At 44.9% G+C, this 15,654-nt stretch carries 13 protein-coding genes; 6 read left to right on the top strand and 7 right to left on the bottom strand.

Going from position 1 to position 15,654, the window contains the following annotated elements:
• Positions 1–562: 562 nt before the first annotated feature.
• Entirely contained in the window at positions 563–1,426 is an 864-nt protein-coding gene (locus G3R49_RS19690) for a YicC/YloC family endoribonuclease (RefSeq protein ID WP_167870796.1), read from the bottom strand.
• 150 nt (positions 1,427–1,576) lie between these two features.
• On the opposite strand from G3R49_RS19690, the gene rph reads away from it, so the two are divergent.
• Both rph and pyrE read left to right on the top strand, forming a co-directional pair.
• Complete coding sequence (gene rph / locus G3R49_RS19685; RefSeq protein WP_130600389.1) at positions 1,577–2,290, top strand: ribonuclease PH; 714 nt, start codon at positions 1,577–1,579, stop codon at positions 2,288–2,290.
• Between the two features lie 64 nt (positions 2,291–2,354).
• On the top strand, positions 2,355–2,999 hold the full coding sequence (gene pyrE / locus G3R49_RS19680; protein WP_167870795.1) for an orotate phosphoribosyltransferase: 645 nt from the start codon (positions 2,355–2,357) through the stop codon (positions 2,997–2,999).
• Positions 3,000–3,128: 129 nt separating this feature from the next.
• Here pyrE and folE read toward each other — a convergent pair whose 3' ends face one another.
• From folE to coaBC, 4 genes are all read right to left on the bottom strand, one after another.
• The gene (folE, locus tag G3R49_RS19675) at positions 3,129–3,779 is read right to left on the bottom strand and encodes a GTP cyclohydrolase I FolE (protein ID WP_130600393.1); all 651 of its coding nucleotides are present in this window, start codon (positions 3,777–3,779) and stop codon (positions 3,129–3,131) included.
• Between the two features lie 185 nt (positions 3,780–3,964).
• A complete protein-coding gene (locus tag G3R49_RS19670; protein WP_167870794.1) occupies positions 3,965–5,917 on the bottom strand; it encodes a S9 family peptidase in 1,953 nt (650 codons plus the stop codon).
• A 152-nt stretch (positions 5,918–6,069) separates the two neighbouring features.
• Positions 6,070–6,663, bottom strand: coding sequence for a nucleoid occlusion factor SlmA (slmA, locus tag G3R49_RS19665; protein ID WP_130600397.1), 594 nt, complete (start codon positions 6,661–6,663; stop codon positions 6,070–6,072).
• Positions 6,664–6,826: 163 nt separating this feature from the next.
• Positions 6,827–8,032 (bottom strand): bifunctional phosphopantothenoylcysteine decarboxylase/phosphopantothenate--cysteine ligase CoaBC, encoded by a 1,206-nt coding sequence (gene coaBC / locus G3R49_RS19660; protein WP_167870793.1) that lies wholly within the window; start codon positions 8,030–8,032, stop codon positions 6,827–6,829.
• Positions 8,033–8,223: 191 nt separating this feature from the next.
• Between coaBC and radC the strand changes: the two genes are divergently transcribed.
• From radC to argA, 4 genes are all read left to right on the top strand, one after another.
• The gene (gene radC, locus G3R49_RS19655; protein ID WP_167870799.1) at positions 8,224–8,898 is read left to right on the top strand and encodes a DNA repair protein RadC; all 675 of its coding nucleotides are present in this window, start codon (positions 8,224–8,226) and stop codon (positions 8,896–8,898) included.
• A gap of 124 nt (positions 8,899–9,022) precedes the next feature.
• Positions 9,023–9,259 carry a 50S ribosomal protein L28 gene (gene rpmB, locus G3R49_RS19650; RefSeq protein ID WP_130600401.1) on the top strand — a complete coding sequence of 79 codons (237 nt, stop codon included), beginning with the start codon at positions 9,023–9,025 and terminating at the stop codon, positions 9,257–9,259.
• 6 nt (positions 9,260–9,265) lie between these two features.
• Positions 9,266–9,439 (top strand): 50S ribosomal protein L33, encoded by a 174-nt coding sequence (gene rpmG / locus G3R49_RS19645; RefSeq protein ID WP_130600403.1) that lies wholly within the window; start codon positions 9,266–9,268, stop codon positions 9,437–9,439.
• Between the two features lie 465 nt (positions 9,440–9,904).
• The gene (gene argA / locus G3R49_RS19640; RefSeq protein ID WP_167870792.1) at positions 9,905–11,224 is read left to right on the top strand and encodes an amino-acid N-acetyltransferase; all 1,320 of its coding nucleotides are present in this window, start codon (positions 9,905–9,907) and stop codon (positions 11,222–11,224) included.
• Positions 11,225–11,361: 137 nt separating this feature from the next.
• Here the strand turns inward: argA and G3R49_RS19635 are convergent, their stop codons facing one another.
• Both G3R49_RS19635 and G3R49_RS19630 read right to left on the bottom strand, forming a co-directional pair.
• Positions 11,362–14,955, bottom strand: coding sequence for a pilus assembly protein (locus G3R49_RS19635; protein WP_167870791.1), 3,594 nt, complete (start codon positions 14,953–14,955; stop codon positions 11,362–11,364).
• A complete protein-coding gene (locus tag G3R49_RS19630) occupies positions 14,952–15,401 on the bottom strand; it encodes a PilX N-terminal domain-containing pilus assembly protein (protein ID WP_167870790.1) in 450 nt (149 codons plus the stop codon). The genes G3R49_RS19635 and G3R49_RS19630 overlap by 4 nt, the downstream gene beginning before the upstream one ends.
• Between the last annotated feature and the right edge of the window lie 253 nt (positions 15,402–15,654).

The following is a 15,654-nucleotide window of genomic DNA, read 5'->3' as shown; positions in this document are numbered from 1 at the left end:
AGCAGTGAAACGCAATCGCGCCGATGGTAGTGTGGGGTTTCCCCATGTGAGAGTAGGTCATTTCCAGACGCCTAATATACGAAATAGCCCCAGCACGACGTGTTGGGGCTTTTTTGTATGTTCAGCTTTTGAAAAGCTATTCGAACATGGGGAACAAACAGGGCATGCGCAGCATGCATCATTACCATGTGATAGTAGGGTGAAACATCGCCGCTTATAAAGCGAAGCTTTATGGTGGTGTTGAACGCGGAGAATTTATTCGAATCTGGTCATTTCCAGACGCCTAATTTCTCGAATAGAGAGTAGTGAAGAAGCCACCTAGTTTAGGTGGCTTTTTTGCGTTTGGGGCAATGTAAACTCTGCTGTCTTCCCCATATCAATGTTATTGAGGTTAGGTGACTTATTCACTTAATGTAGATATGAATGCTTACCTAAATATCCGTTCTTGCGCTTTTCTGCTGACACTCTTTGCGTCTTTAGTATTGTCAAATACTCGGTTGTAAAAACAAAAATGCCTGCATTAGAGCAGGCATTTTCACATTTAAATAATTGGGTTTCAGAGCTATTCAGCGTTTTGAATTTGCTCTCTCATTTGTTCAATAAGCACTTTCATTTCTACCGCTGCGGCTGTTACTTCTGAGCTTATAGATTTCGATGCTAGCGTGTTCGATTCACGGTTGAACTCTTGCATCATGAAATCAAGTCTACGGCCTTGTGCACCGCCTTTACTCAGAATACGACGTGTTTCAGTTACGTGTGCTTCTAAACGATCCATTTCTTCGGCAACGTCTTGCTTTTGTGCAAGTAGTACCATTTCTTGCTCGATACGGGCTGGATCTAGTTCACCTTTTACTTCTGCAAGGCGGTTGGTTAGCTTTTCACGTTGATATTGCATTACCGTTGGCATGTGCTCACGGACAATAGCGACTTGCTCCATGATGCCATCTAGGCGCGTACTAAGCATTTGCTCAATGGCTGAGCCTTCACGACCGCGCGCTTCAATAAACTGATCTACAGCGTTATCAAATGCTTTGAGGAGGTCGGCGCCAATGGCGTCCATGTCCTGCTCTGCGCTTGCTAATACGCCTGGCCACTTCAGTACATCTGTTAGATTTAATTCGCCTTGATTGGCTTGTTGTTTTAACCAAGTAGCAGCTTCAAGAAGTTGTTTAGCCAGTTCTTTATTGAGTTGCAGCTCTTTGCTGTTATCGTCTGCGATTTCATAACGCAGGTTGACTTCAACTTTACCTCGGTTAAGACGTTTTCTTAGTCGATCCCTTAATACCGGCTCAAAGCTACGAAATTGCTCAGGCAAACGTAAGTAGGTTTCAAGAAAACGCTGGTTTACAGAACGAATTTCCCAAGAGGCTGTGCCCCATTGTGCTTTGTGCTCGATACGAGCGTAGGCGGTCATGCTTTGGATCATGAAAAGTCCCATGTGTATTATCGAATGTGCTGTAGATTATAGCCGCTTAATGCTATGGGATTAAAGGTTTGTATTTGCATGGCATATACGGCGTTCACACTCTATAATAGCCCCTCTATTTTGTTTGCAATTCACCTACAGGAAATGCCAATGCGCCCTAGCAATCGTACTCCCGCTCAAACTCGCCCTATTACTATTACTCGCAACTTTACTGCTCATGCTGAAGGTTCTGTATTAGTAGAGTTTGGTGACACTAAAGTTCTGTGTACTGCGAGTTTTACTGAAGGCGTACCACGCTTCCTAAAAGGTCAGGGGCAAGGTTGGGTGACAGCCGAATACGGCATGCTACCACGCTCGACACACAGTCGTATGGACCGTGAAGCGGCCCGTGGTAAACAGTCTGGTCGTACACAAGAAATTCAACGCCTGATTGGCCGTTCATTGCGCGCGGCGGTTGATATGAAGTCACTAGGCGAAAATACCATTGTAATTGATTGTGACGTGATCCAGGCTGACGGTGGGACCCGTACAGCAGCGATTACCGGTGCATGTGTTGCTTTGGTTGATGCGCTTAATTGGGCGCGCGGTAAAGGTATTATCAAAACTAACCCGCTGAAGTTCCTGATTGCTGCAGTGAGTGTTGGCATTTATGAAGGTGAGGCAATTAGCGACCTTGAATATGTAGAGGATAGCGCTGCTGAAACAGATATGAATGTGGTGATGACTGAGACCGGTAAGATTATCGAGATCCAAGGTACTGCAGAAGGTGAACCATTTAGCCACGAAGAGCTATTGGAGCTACTTGCCCTGTCTAAAAACAGTATTCGTGAAATTGTCGATGTTCAAAAAGCAGCATTGAGCTAAAATTGCCAACAAATCAGGGACCCTTAGTGGTCCCTTTTTTAAGATTGATTATTGAGGATATAAAGTGAAAGCCTATCAACGCGAGTTTATTGAATTTGCTCTAGAGCGCCAAGTATTACGTTTTGGTGAGTTCACCCTGAAATCTGGCCGTACAAGCCCTTATTTTTTCAATGCGGGTTTGTTCAACACGGGTAAGGATTTAGCGCGTTTAGGTCGCTTTTATGCAGCAGCGTTGGCGGATTCTGGTATCGAGTTCGATTTACTGTTTGGCCCTGCTTATAAAGGTATTCCGATTGCCACAACGACCGCAGTCGCTTTATGTGATCATCACGACCGTGATGTGCCTTATTGCTTTAACCGAAAAGAAGCGAAAACTCACGGCGAAGGTGGCAACCTAGTCGGTAGTTCGCTTGAGGGCAAAGTGATGCTGGTTGATGATGTTATCACCGCTGGTACCGCGATTCGCGAATCAATGGAAATTATTAACGCTAATGATGCCAAACTAGCGGGTGTGCTTATCGCCTTGGATCGCCAAGAGAAAGGTAAAGGTGAGCTTTCTGCAATTCAGGAAGTAGAACGTGATTTTGGTTGTGAGATTGTCTCCATTGTTAAGCTGGCCGACCTAATTAGCTATCTTTCTGAAAAGCCAGGAATGGAGGCTGAACTCGCTTCAGTAAGTGCGTATCGCGAGCAGTATGGCATCGAGTAATAACTGATTAGTTGTCATTGTGACTACAACAATTAAAACGCCTCGTTATCGCTAGATAGCGAGGCGTTTTGTTATTAGCTCTAGGGATATTGGTCATCCCGAACTTAGGTTCGTTAAGCAGAGTTTGGGCTATTTACTTTGCTGCAAAAACTCAGCGCGGGTTGCTGGGTTTGATTTAAAAACACCACCTAACGCAGTAGTGGTTGTCGAGCTTGTTGAGTCCATCACGCCACGAGATTTAACGCAGTAGTGCACTGCATCCATTTTTACTGCGACGTCTTCGGTATCAAGAAGTGTTTGAAGTGCAACTAATACCTGTTGAGTTAGGCGTTCTTGCACTTGTGGGCGTTGAGCAAAAAAGCGTACGATGCGATTTATCTTTGACAGGCCGATAATCTTGGTTTTAGGTAAGTATGCAACCGTTGCTAAACCATCAATCGTAACTAAGTGATGCTCACAGGTGCTGGTTAGACTGATGTCTTGCACGCGGATCATTTCATCCACGCCCATTTTGTTTTCAATGACTGTGATTTTAGGAAAATTCTCGTAGTCTAAGCCAGAGAAGATTTCCTCAATGTACATTTTTGCGATGCGCTTGGGGGTTTCAGCCAGGCTGTCATCTGTTAAGTCGAGCGACATCAATTGCAAAATCTTCGTCATATGATGTTCGATTTGCGCTTTGCGCTCGTCTTTAGGCATAGTCGTTGGCAGCATCGGGGTTTCTAAACCATGCTCTTTGAGTGCGGCTTGTACTGTTAATGCGGCTTCGCTAAGTGCCATAAAATTCTCCAGGTGCAAACTTATATTTTAATATTGTACGCTGGTGCCAGCCATGTGGTTCAGCGTTGTCTTAATTCGTTGCGGGCGGCGATCATACCGCGAATTGAAGCAAATTAATATTATTGAAACAAAAAAGCCGACCTTGTTAGTCAAGTATCGGCTTTATGATTTGAAAATGCTTAAAGTTAAAGGGCTAGGCTATCTTTAATAAAGCTGATCATTTCATGGTAGTACTTTGCACGGTGTTTGTCGTTATAAAAACCATGACCTTCATTATCCATAACAAGCTTCTTGTAAGGATAGTCAGCAGCTTTTAATGACTCTTCTAGGGCTTCTAGTTGCTCGATAGGTGCGCGCTCATCGTCCTCTCCGTGTACTAGCATTAATTTGGCTTTGAGCTTGTTGACATGTTTAGTCGGCGACATGGCGTGTAAAACAGCTTTGTCTTCTCCTAGCACTTCTTTAAGGTAGCTCATGCCAGAGCGTCTATCGGCAACGTCACCTTCTTCAAACATTAGCTCTAGGTCGTAAACGCCCGCAAAGCCAACTGCACACTTGTACATATCTGGTTCGATAATAGAACTTTGTAGAGCGCTGTATCCACCAAAACTACCCCCAACGATACATACCTTATCTTTGTTGGCGATACCTTCGTTAATAACGTATTTGGTCGCGTCAATAATGTCATGTTGCGTGTCTGTTCCCCATCTTCGCTTGCCAGCATCTTCAAAGGCACTACCGTAACCGCCCGAGCCTCGGAAATTAACTTGCAGAACAGCAAACCCTGCTTGAGCGAGTAATTGGTTTTGTTCATCAAACCCCCACCAATCTCTGACTCCATGTGGGCCGCCGTGAGGGTTTACGATTAGCGGCAGATTTTTAGCTTCTTTGCCGTGTGGCAATGTGAGGAAACCACTAATGTTAATGCCATCACGATTGGTAAAGTTGATTGGCTTCATTTCTGCCATTAATTCTGGGTCAAGCCATTTCCTCTCAGATGCTAAGTACTCTAAACTCATTTTTTCTGAGTTAAATAAGTAGTAATCTCCTGGGTTGCGGTCATTAAATGCTTTGACTACAAATATTTTAGAATCTCGAGTTTCACTTACAATATGAATTTGGTTTCCAGGCAATGAAGCTAACAGTTGTTTGAGCAGAGTACTGTGTTTATCTGCTTTATCGACGAAGGCATAACTCGGATATCCATCTTCAAACTCAACAGCATAAAGCTGTTTAGTTTGTTGGTTAATCCAAAACTTACTTGGATCAACTTTTTCATCATGAACAATCTTGTTTTTTTTGCCTGTTTTTAGGTTTATTTCATAAATACTGTTTGGCTCCGAGTTGGTGCTTCCAGCGGCATAAATGGTATTTGCATCATCTGCAAATGCGATTGGATAAAAATCGTTTAGTCCGAGGTTTAGTTCATCGCTATTTACCCATTCACTATTCTCCCGGTAGAAAAGTTTGTTTTCATTGTTTTTGTCTACGCCCGCGACAAACTTAACTTCTCCAGAGTTATTAGTGAGGAATTGGCTATGGGGAATTGGTGCTGTGACGACTTTTTTACGCTTACCGCGATAGATATCAACTCTGAAAACTTTATGAAGTGGTTCCGAAGTTGCTGCCCAAGGGATGGCATGGACTAACATATGCCTGTCATCATCCGGCAAAGGGTCTAATATGTAGGCCGTTGCTCTAATTGCCGTATTTTTTTTGATATGAGAGCCAGTTTGCCCCCCACCTTGGTAGCCAAATAAGTATTTAGGTTGTGAACCATCGGCATTAACTGCCATAAGTTCACCATAATACAAAGGTTGCTCCGACCAACCTTTCTTGTACATCTTCTGTAAAACGACACGCTCTCCATTTACCCATTCATAACCTCCTACCTCAGAGTTACCAGGAAATCTAACAGCATTGATTAGCTTTTTCGTATCCGTTTTTAGAAAGATAAGTGTCTTCTTACCATCGTGAGTAGTTAGAGCGCTCAAATAGTCTCCATCAGGAGAGATTTTTACATTGGAATACTCTGCGCCTTTGGTGAACAGTTCAGCTTTTGATAGTGAAACTGAGAGAGCAGAAAAAGAGGTGCACGCAAGCATTGTGCTTGCTGCAAGTAGCAAGATATTTTTCATGTACGTCCTTGTTTATGTTGTAGCTATTGCTGTTACTTTTTGTGTTGTTTTGTTAAATGTTATTATTTTATAAGGAGAAAGGAAACAAAAAATGCACCGTAAATAGTGCATTTTTGTATCAGGTGATATTGGAATATGAGACAAATAAGCAGTTAACTTCTAAGTAGTTGCTGCTCAATAAACTGCCATTGCTGGTCGAAGTGCTGCGTTGGCTTTTGAGTAAACTCACTGCGAATATATTGCGCTATCCTGCCCTCTGCAAAGCTTAAAAGCAGGTTAGCTAGAATGGCTTCATCTAGGTTAAAACCTTGTCCTTCACGAAGGGTTTTCTCACGTAAAATTTGCTTCAGCTGAGTTTCAATTTTGGCGAATACGCTATTTACACGGCTACGCAGACGCTCATTTTCACCAAGCAGGGCGTCACCATTTAAAATACGTGAAATGCCTGGATTTCGCTCTGAGAATACCAGTAGCAACTGTAATACCTGACGGCAACGCATCATGGTGTCTTTTTCTTCATTCATGATGATGTTGAGACGTGAAAGCAACGCATCTTCAATGAATTCAATTAAGCCTTCAAACATGCGTGCTTTACTTGGGAAGTGGCGATAAAGCGCAGCTTCTGACACGCCAACTTCTGCGGCAAGTTTAGCTGTGGTAATACGCTGACCTGGACTGGTTTCCAGCATTTGTGCAAGGCACTGTAAAATATGTTCGCGACGGTTTATTTTTGGGCTAGACGCCATTGTTATTTCCTTGGGCTCAGAACTGCTTAAGCATGCACGATTATTTCGCAGCATTGCTTATTCTGGGCGGTAAAACTTGTTTACTCGGGTAGACAGGCTTGGGGTTGTCTCAAACCTTAAGAGCTGGCGTAACAAGTCCAATGCGTTACGCCAATCTACTTTGTTATTTTTGTTGATATCGCTCGACGATTAACTCTAACAGTTGCTTTGCCAGTGTTAGCTTATCTGTAGCAGGTAGCGTTTGATTACCTTGTTGCCAAAACACCTGCAGCGCATTGCTGTCTGAGTTAAAACCTAACCCTTGTTGTGACACATCATTGGCGGCAATCATATCCAGCTTTTTACGCTGCAATTTACCTGTTGCGTACTCTTCTACGTTACTGGTCTCAGCAGCAAAGCCCACGGTAAATGGTCGTTGCTTGTGGCTGGCGACGGTGGCTAAGATATCAGGATTCTTAGTCAGCGCAAGCTGCATCTCATCTGCATCTTTTTTAATTTTTTCATTAGCAACTTGAGCGATGCGATAGTCCGCGACTGCGGCGCAGCCAATGAATATATCTTGGCTTTCAACATCAGCCATCACCGCATCTAACATTTGCTGAGCTGATTCTACGTTAATACGGGTAACATTTTCAGGCGTGGTTAGATTAACAGGGCCTGAGACTAGGGTGACTTCCGCGCCCATTTCAGCAGCGGCAGTCGCTAGAGCAAAGCCCATTTTGCCTGAGCTGTGATTAGAGATATAACGCACCGGGTCAATCGCTTCACGCGTAGGGCCAGCTGTTAACATTAGCTTTTTGCCTGCAAGCGGCTTTTCTTGTGCATTAGGCTCAAAATACTTCACTAATCGCTCAGCAATGTCGGTTGGCTCTAACATGCGCCCCGGGCCAACCTCACCACAAGCTTGCGAGCCTGAATCTGGCCCCCAAATGGTTAAGCCTTTACGGGCAATGTTGGCAAGGTTTTCCTGAGTGGCGATGTTTTGGTACATCTGCTGATTCATGGCTGGGCAAATAATCACGGGCGCGCTTGTTGCTAGCACTGCTGTGGTAAGTAGTTCATCTGCCATGCCGGCATTGATGCGCGCGATCAAGTTGGCTGTAGCTGGTGCAATAACGACAGCATCAGCCCAACGTGCGAGTTCAATGTGTCCCATAGAGGCTTCTGCTGTAGGGTCTAATAAATCGCTTGAAACAGGATTGCCTGACAAAGCTTGCAAGGTTAGCGGGGTGATAAATTCCATGGCGCTTTGGGTTACCATTACGCGCACTTCTGCGCCGCGTTCTTTTAAGCGACGAATAAGATCGGCGCTTTTAAACGCGGCAATACCGCCACCAATTCCTAATAACACTTTTTTGTTTGTCAGCATGTTACATGTCCAGCTTGGATGATGCCGCTACCTTACCATAAGCGGCTAAATTGGAGCGAGATCCGTTTTCAAAAATATCGACCATACTACATAACCAATCTCGTGTTTACGCAAGCTTAAATCCTCATTGAGATAAAAGCGTAAATAATCAATCACAGCAGATTAATGGACTAATCGATATGGAAAAGACTTTGACCATAAAACAATGGCCAGATGGAGAAGGGCCGCGAGATAAATTGCTATCACAAGGCGCGCAAATGCTCAGTGATGCCGAGCTACTAGCTGTGATTCTGCGTAGCGGTCTGGTTGGGCATAATGCGATAGATGTGTCACGCAACATGCTTAATCACTTTGGCGGCTTAAGAAAGCTATTCTCGGCGTCTCAGCCACAAGTATGTCAAATTGCTGGGGTTGGGCCGGTAAAATATGCTCAGTTGCAAGCTACAGCAGAGATTGCTAGGCGGATTGCCAAAGAAAGTTTGCAAAAAGGGCAAATTTTGACAAATCCTGATTTAACTCGGGACTATTTAATGAGACAATTAGCAGACCGATCCTATGAAGTGTTCGCTTTATTATTGTTGGATAGCCAACATAGAGTCATTCAATTTGTAGAACTATTCCGTGGCACCATAAACTGCGCGTCGGTATATCCTCGCGATATAGTTGCGCTTGTGCTGGAAAAAAACGCAGCAGCTGTGATTGTGTGCCATAACCACCCGTCAGGCATTGCAGAGCCTAGTGAAGCTGATCGGCGAATAACTAGGCGGATAAAAAATGCATTGGAAACTATCGATGTTTCTCTACTAGATCATATGGTTGTAGGGGATCTACAGATAGTCTCGTTCGCTGAGCGTGGATGGATTTAATAAAGATTGCTTGATCTTACACGACATATCGTGTATAAAATGCGCCCTCTTTGTGCCTCGGGCGACGGCCATACGAGGTACATTAATGCTCGAGCGTTAAAAAATTGTTTTGGAGAAGATTGACATGTCAAGAGTATGCCAAGTAACTGGCAAGAAGCCAATGGTTGGTAACAACCGTTCGCACGCTAAAAACGCGACTCGTCGTCGTTTTTTACCTAACCTACAAAACCACCGTTTTTGGTTAGAAGAAGAAAAGCGTTTTGTTCAACTACGCGTTTCTACTAAAGGTATTCGTATCATCGACAAGAAAGGCATTGAAGTTGTAGTTAAAGAACTTCGTGCACGTGGCGAAAAGGTATAATAGAAAATGGCTAAATCTAAAGGTAACCGCGAGAAGATCAAGTTAGTATCTAGCGCTAACACTGGTCATTTCTACACGACTGAAAAGAACAAGCGTAACATGCCAGAAAAAATGGAAATCAAGAAATTTGATCCAGTTGTTCGTAAGCACGTTATGTACAAAGAAGCTAAAATCAAGTAATTGATTTTACTCTTTTAAAAGCCTCCTTCATGGAGGCTTTTTTTTGCCCAAAATTTGACATGCAGTGAAACTCTGCTCTGGATTAGTATCCGCCAGTCGGGCTTTCAAGTTTCACTCAATGCAGGGCTCTTATCTTCATTAAGCCGCTGGCACTGAGCCGAGTGCACCGCTGACGACTCATTCTTGGCAAAAATAGTTGTTGTAATTGAATTATTATTCAATCTTGGTTTGACTTAGCTATCTCGAATTACAGGCTTAGTTAGTTGCAGTTAATATCCTATCAACGTCAATATTTACTTGGGTTTTAGTGTTTTTTAACCTCTACCTATCCCGTAATTATATCTTAATAGTCTACTGTAATAATAATCCTTAGTTAGATAAAAATTCTTTTCAAATAAATATAAATGCAATATTATGCGTTTTAACTAGGTATCTATTCAGCTTATGCGGCTAAGGGTAAATAAATTGAGAACCACTGAGCTGGTCGACAGCTTTCGTCATTCAGCCCCTTATGTGAATGCACATAGGGGCAAAACATTTGTCATCATGTTAGGCGGTGAGGCGATAGCTAATGGTCACTTTAAAGCGATATTGAATGATGTCGCCATGTTGCATTCGGTCGGAATTAAAATCGTACTGGTTTACGGTGCGCGTCCGCAAATCGATGAAGGGCTAATGCGCGCTGGGATTGAGCCGCACTATCATAATGCGATACGTATTACCGACGATGAGAGCTTAAAGACGATTAAGCAGGTCGCTGGTGAGGCACAGTTTGATATCACCGCACGTTTATCGATGAGTTTAGGTAACACGCCGATGCAAGGCTCTCAAATTAACGTTGTAAGCGGTAATTTTATCATTGCTCAGCCGTTGGGTATTGATGATGGTGTTGACTATTGTCTTACCGGTAAGGTTAGGCGGATTGATACGCAAGGGATCCGCCGCCAGCTTAACGATAATGACATAGTGTTAATGGGGCCGATTGCAGCTTCGGTTACCGGTGAGAGCTTCAACCTTACCGCTGAAGAAGTCGCGACTCAGGTTGCCGTGAAACTCAAAGCCGACAAGATGATTGGCTTTAGCCAAACTAGTGGCTTAATTGACGCGCAAGAACGAGTGATAGCCGAGATGATGCCTAATGAGGCACAAGCCTGGCTTGATAGTCGCAGTGAGCAACAAGCTGCCTGTACTTGCAGTGACGCCTTTGTTAAAGCCAGTATTGATGCCTGTCGTCGCGGCGTGCCGCGTTGTCACCTGGTCAGTTACTTGGATGATGGCGCCTTGCTACAAGAGTTATTCTCACGTGAAGGCATTGGTACGCAAATCGTCACAGAAAGCGCTGAGCAGCTCCGTAGAGCCACAATTAGTGATATTGGCGGCGTGCTTAACCTTATTCGCCCACTTGAGCAGCAGGGAATTCTGGTGCGCCGCTCTCGTGAGCAGCTTGAGATGGAAATAGAGCAGTTTATGTTGATTGAACGCGATAACCTGGTGATCGGCTGCGCAGCGCTATATCCGTTTGAGGAAGACAATGCTGGTGAGTTTGCTTGTCTAGTGGTGCACCCAGAGTATCGTGATGCTGATAGAGGCAGTGTGCTGCTCAACAATATTATCGCTCAGGCAAGGCTGCGTGGGTACGAGCGCTTATTTGCTTTGACTACTCGTAGCATTCATTGGTTTTTAGAACATGGCTTTAATATTGTGGATGTGGAGCAATTACCCGCTAAGAAAAAGCAATTATATAACTTCCAGCGTAATTCCAAGGTGTTGGTGTTAGATCTGTAAGTTAGTACTATTGACTATACGAGAGTTGGCTATGCGAAAGTTCCATGCGTAAAAAGTTCAATGAATAAAAAACCGAAGCCCTTGAGCTTCGGTTTTTTGTTATGACGACTGCTAGCATTCAGCATTATCGCTAATGGCTAGTTCGCTGAGTGGAAGTAAATGCGGTTCATATTAAGGCCACTGCCAATACAGCTTTCGTCGCCCTCGGCGCAGCCATCATCAAAATCATCGGCTTTTTGCATACGCTCAGCGGCAAGACCAATACCAATTAAGTACATGCTGTTGCCACCTTTTGGTACCACGATTTTTGGCGTGTCGGGAATGCCTTCACCCGTTTCATAAGACTCGCTCTTATAGGCGCGTCTGCCATGGTGTAAATCAAACCCATACAGGTAGCCTTTACCTGTGGTCATACACTGTTCTTGGTCGGTATAGTCGCCTGGCACATAAGTGGTAAAGAACACTCGACCTTTCGCCACGACGGCTGCAGATAAGCTCTTCTCGCCAGTGCGCGGTAGGCTGTAGTACCAGCCACGCTTATTGGCAAAGCGGAAGTAGTCAGTTTCAGACGCTGGCGCAGCTTTAGTGGCATTGTATAAGTCGCCGAGCAACAATGGTTCAGGTACTTTATGTGCTCTGCCATTAAATGACTTGGTATTGACGTTACGGTCTTGCACCACGAAGAACTTATCGTCACGTGTCTTGTCGAGTGGGTGAGGGCGGTGGCCGCTGCCGATCACAATGGCATCGTATGGGATGTTCTGGGTCGTTTTAAATGTCTTACCGTTTTTATTCACTTGCTGCGCTGTGGCGACCATGGTTTGTGCGACAGCAGGCTCTGAGAAAAAGCGGCGGTCGCTAAACTGAGTTTTACCACCAAGACTGGCAAGCTTAAATCCTGTCCATGGCGCTTCACGGCCGTTGGCATCAGGACTTGGTAAGTCCATACGCCAAATATTGGCGCCAGTATCCGTAGCATAGATACGATCGGTTAGCCCATCATTGTTACTATCAAGCACAGCAACCTTGTTAGGGATAGAGTCAGCGATGCCTAGCAGCTGCGTTTTACCTCGGCCATGCTCATTGCTAAAGGTATGTACCAGATTGCCTTTGTCGGCATCAATAATGTAAACACTGCGACCTATGGTGTCGCTAATCCCCACTGCTGCGCTGTCTTTTGTTGCCGGAGAATAACCGCCACCAACAATCATCACAGGTTTTGCAGTTGCTATGCTGGCACTGTTTTTGGGATAACCCGGAATATGGGTGATCACAGGAGTTGACCAGGTTTGCCCCAGGCCTTCAAATCCAGCTGTGTGCGGCGAAACTCGCCATTTAAATTTAGGTGCATCTGGGTTGGTAATATCTAGTGCGTAATATGCATTGCCGCCACGGCGCATACCAAAGAACAACCAGGCTGTAGTGACTTTGCCAGCAGCGTTGCGTTTAATGTGCGCAACCGGTGAGCTGTCTAGCCCATATACTGAGTGCACACCTGAGTTAGGGTTATTGGTTAGCTCACGCACGTTAGGCAGCAGTTCTTTGGGCATATAAGCCCAAGATTCAGACACAGAAGTGCCATTGTCTTTAAACATGTGCATCAGACCATGGTTAGTGCCCACTACAATGCGGGTATCGGGTCTCTCAGCGCTGCCATAGTTAATCACTATAGGCATAGAGTGCAGTGAGTCGCCCATAATGTCTTTACGCAAATCATTGGTGTTGTTGTCGTTATTGTCATCATTAACGTCGTAACCCTGGATCCACTTAAATAGCTTATTGACCTTAGTTTTATCAACCCGCATGAAATTGGCTAGTTGCTTTTCGCCGCCAAGTGAGCGCCGCGCATTACTCTGTGTTAAAGGCTGAATTTCACCTCGTGCGCCTAGGTCGCTATACAGTTTGCGATTGTAGTTGCTCTGTAAGTGTTGGGCGATGCCGCCAAGCTTTACGTCGCTGCCATCACCACCACTTGGCATGCTGGCGCAGTTTTTAGTCCACAAGCTGCAGGCTGAGTCTTTGAGTAAACCACTATCATCTAGTGCAGGTTTACCGCGGGCATCAGTTACCTTGCCTTTGTTATTCACTTGCAGTTTTTTGATATTGCCTGACCAGCGCGGGCCTTTTGATGGCAAGAACATCGAGTAAAAGGCACCATTGTTGGTGTCAATTCGACCTGCAGATACCGCAGGCGAGCTAAAGGTTGCCGGTTTATTGCTGACTTCGGCAAATACCTTTTGCAGTGCTTTTTGCAGCGCTTCGGCACTGTTAGCTGAAAAATATGAGCCGCCGCCATTTTTCGCGGTTTCCATTAACAAGCCACGGGCTTTGTCAGCATCACGACTAAAGCCAATGGTGTAGGTGGTGATGTTTTGCTTGGTTTGCATCGATGGATTAACGTCATTCTCATACATCCATTTAGCAAGCTCTGGCAGACCGCGGTTTTTACCTATGTGTTTACCCACGAGTTTGGCGATACGCGCACGTGAGTATTCATCACGAGTTGGGTAACCGTCGGTGATGTACACAATAGAGGCGTTTGGCTGGCAAACTTTGCCTATGAATGGCGAGACATACTTGCCGCCTTTCTCTACGCTAGTGTCACGCGGGCTGTTAATGTCGCCAGTGTCGGCTTCACGTCCCCATGGGCGAGGCTGTGGATAAGGGCGAACAGGGTTTTTACCAAAGTGCACTTCGCTGCCACTAAAGTAACTGTAAGCCTCATACATGGTGTCGCACAAAGGAGTGTAGTTACGGTATACACCGTGCAGGTTTTGCACCTTGTCGAGCAGCGACCTTTTGTTTTGATCTGTAAAAGGTTTAATGCCGTGGATCACACGTCCACCTGTGTTGGTGTTGCGACCACGGTTGGTGTCGTTTTTGTTGAAAATGGCCAAGCCAAACTCAACACCTGGGGTGTTAATAATGGTGTTTTCAATGACGCGACGAGCGACATCCATACGGGTATAGTCACGAGTTTTACGTTTTGAGTGATACCACTGGATGTACTTTTGGGTATAAAGCGTGACTGGTTTGCCGATTCCAAATTCGGTGTTCATTGACTTAGCAATTACATCGTCAATGTCACTTGGTTTTTTACTGGCAGGCGTAAGGTAAGGTTTGTCAAAACCATCTACCGGAAAGCCATTCGTATAGCGTTTGTTGCTAATGGCGCCATGGGCGTTAACTGGGTTTTTCTCGGCTATGTCTTCGTAGCAGTCTAGGGTGTCAATGCTGCTGCCATCACCAGTTGGTAGCTCTGACCAGGTGCGAGTTTGACTGTTATAGTGGCGCAGGTAGCCTGTGAACATACCATAGCGCTTTAAATAATCTTTTGATTGGCCGCAGCCGTTAAAACGATATTGAATTTTCTGGGCGCTGTTTAAGGTAGGAATAGTTTCAACATCATTGCTGTAATACAAGGTAGTGCTGTCACTGAGATTTTCTTTTTGCTGATCGTAAAGCTCATCCGCTTTGAATACCACTTTACCAAAATTACGGCGGCCAATAGTGCCGACGTACTCCATTGAGCCAGAGGTATCAAAGATAACCAGTACTTGCGGGCGTTCGTTCAAACGAATGCTCGACTCTGTTACATAAAGTTCGGTGTCATCAGCCACAGCAAAGCCTGTAAAAGTAAGGCTAGTAAAAGCCAGACTCACAACACCTAGGCTAAAGAAGCTGATAGCGCTGCAGGCAACTCGCGCGCAGTAGATTAAGCGTGCGATCATGACTCACTCCCAGTGAAAACTTCCTGCTCAACTCCACTCACTACAGTGAGCCTGCCATTGTCATTACGACCAAATTTAGCAGTGCTAGTCACTTCTGCGCGGCGGCAATTAACCAAATCAACTGAATAGGCTTTACTACTGCGCTGGCAGCTCACATCCACCAAAGTCATAGGCTCGATTTTAGAGCTCACTCTAAATTTCTCATCTTCAATGTCGATTGGCGTTTTAATGCTTGCCATGGATTCGCCTTGGTGATTCTTAAGCACAAGGGTTTGTGCACCAATAGCAGCAGATTTAGCGCCTACGCGTTCAGAGCTGGCGCCAGCCATGCGCAGTGATTGGCTAGAGTTACTGGCTAGCGTGACGCCAATAATTGTCATCAGTACTAAAATTATTAAAGCGAAAAACAGCACCATACCCTGCTGCTTTTTGAGTGAGTACTTCATTGGAAACCCTTTTAGTAAATTAAACATAGTCGGCCGACAACGGCTTGAGCAACTCTGAGGCAATGAGAAGGTAAAAATCAGTCCAACTTGTCAGATCGGCGCTATTTTATCCAATTAGTCGCAAAGCGGAACGCTAGACGGTTTAATGAGCCAAAAAAACGCTAATAGTTTGAATTGGTGTGTTTTTAGTGTTCTGTTGCTGTAATGGAATGAGTGATAATGTTCAATTAGTTAGTATATTGTTGCATATGCA

This window comes from Shewanella sp. WXL01, from assembly GCF_012263345.1.
GTDB lineage: Bacteria > Pseudomonadota > Gammaproteobacteria > Enterobacterales > Shewanellaceae > Shewanella > Shewanella maritima.
The sequence above is the reverse complement of the archived record's forward strand: the minus strand, read 5'-3'. Positions and strand labels throughout refer to the sequence as shown.

What these genes read in the sequence shown, in the direction of transcription:
- G3R49_RS19690 (WP_167870796.1), bottom strand. Translation starts at nt 1,426, where the DNA reads ATGATCCAAAGCATGACCGCCTACGCTCGTATCGAGCACAAAGCACAA.
- rph (WP_130600389.1), top strand. Translation starts at nt 1,577, where the DNA reads ATGCGCCCTAGCAATCGTACTCCCGCTCAAACTCGCCCTATTACTATT.
- folE (WP_130600393.1), bottom strand. Translation starts at nt 3,779, where the DNA reads ATGGCACTTAGCGAAGCCGCATTAACAGTACAAGCCGCACTCAAAGAG.
- G3R49_RS19670 (WP_167870794.1), bottom strand. Translation starts at nt 5,917, where the DNA reads ATGAAAAATATCTTGCTACTTGCAGCAAGCACAATGCTTGCGTGCACC.
- slmA (WP_130600397.1), bottom strand. Translation starts at nt 6,663, where the DNA reads ATGGCGTCTAGCCCAAAAATAAACCGTCGCGAACATATTTTACAGTGC.
- coaBC (WP_167870793.1), bottom strand. Translation starts at nt 8,032, where the DNA reads ATGCTGACAAACAAAAAAGTGTTATTAGGAATTGGTGGCGGTATTGCC.
- rpmB (WP_130600401.1), top strand. Translation starts at nt 9,023, where the DNA reads ATGTCAAGAGTATGCCAAGTAACTGGCAAGAAGCCAATGGTTGGTAAC.
- rpmG (WP_130600403.1), top strand. Translation starts at nt 9,266, where the DNA reads ATGGCTAAATCTAAAGGTAACCGCGAGAAGATCAAGTTAGTATCTAGC.
- G3R49_RS19635 (WP_167870791.1), bottom strand. Translation starts at nt 14,955, where the DNA reads ATGATCGCACGCTTAATCTACTGCGCGCGAGTTGCCTGCAGCGCTATC.
- G3R49_RS19630 (WP_167870790.1), bottom strand. Translation starts at nt 15,401, where the DNA reads ATGAAGTACTCACTCAAAAAGCAGCAGGGTATGGTGCTGTTTTTCGCT.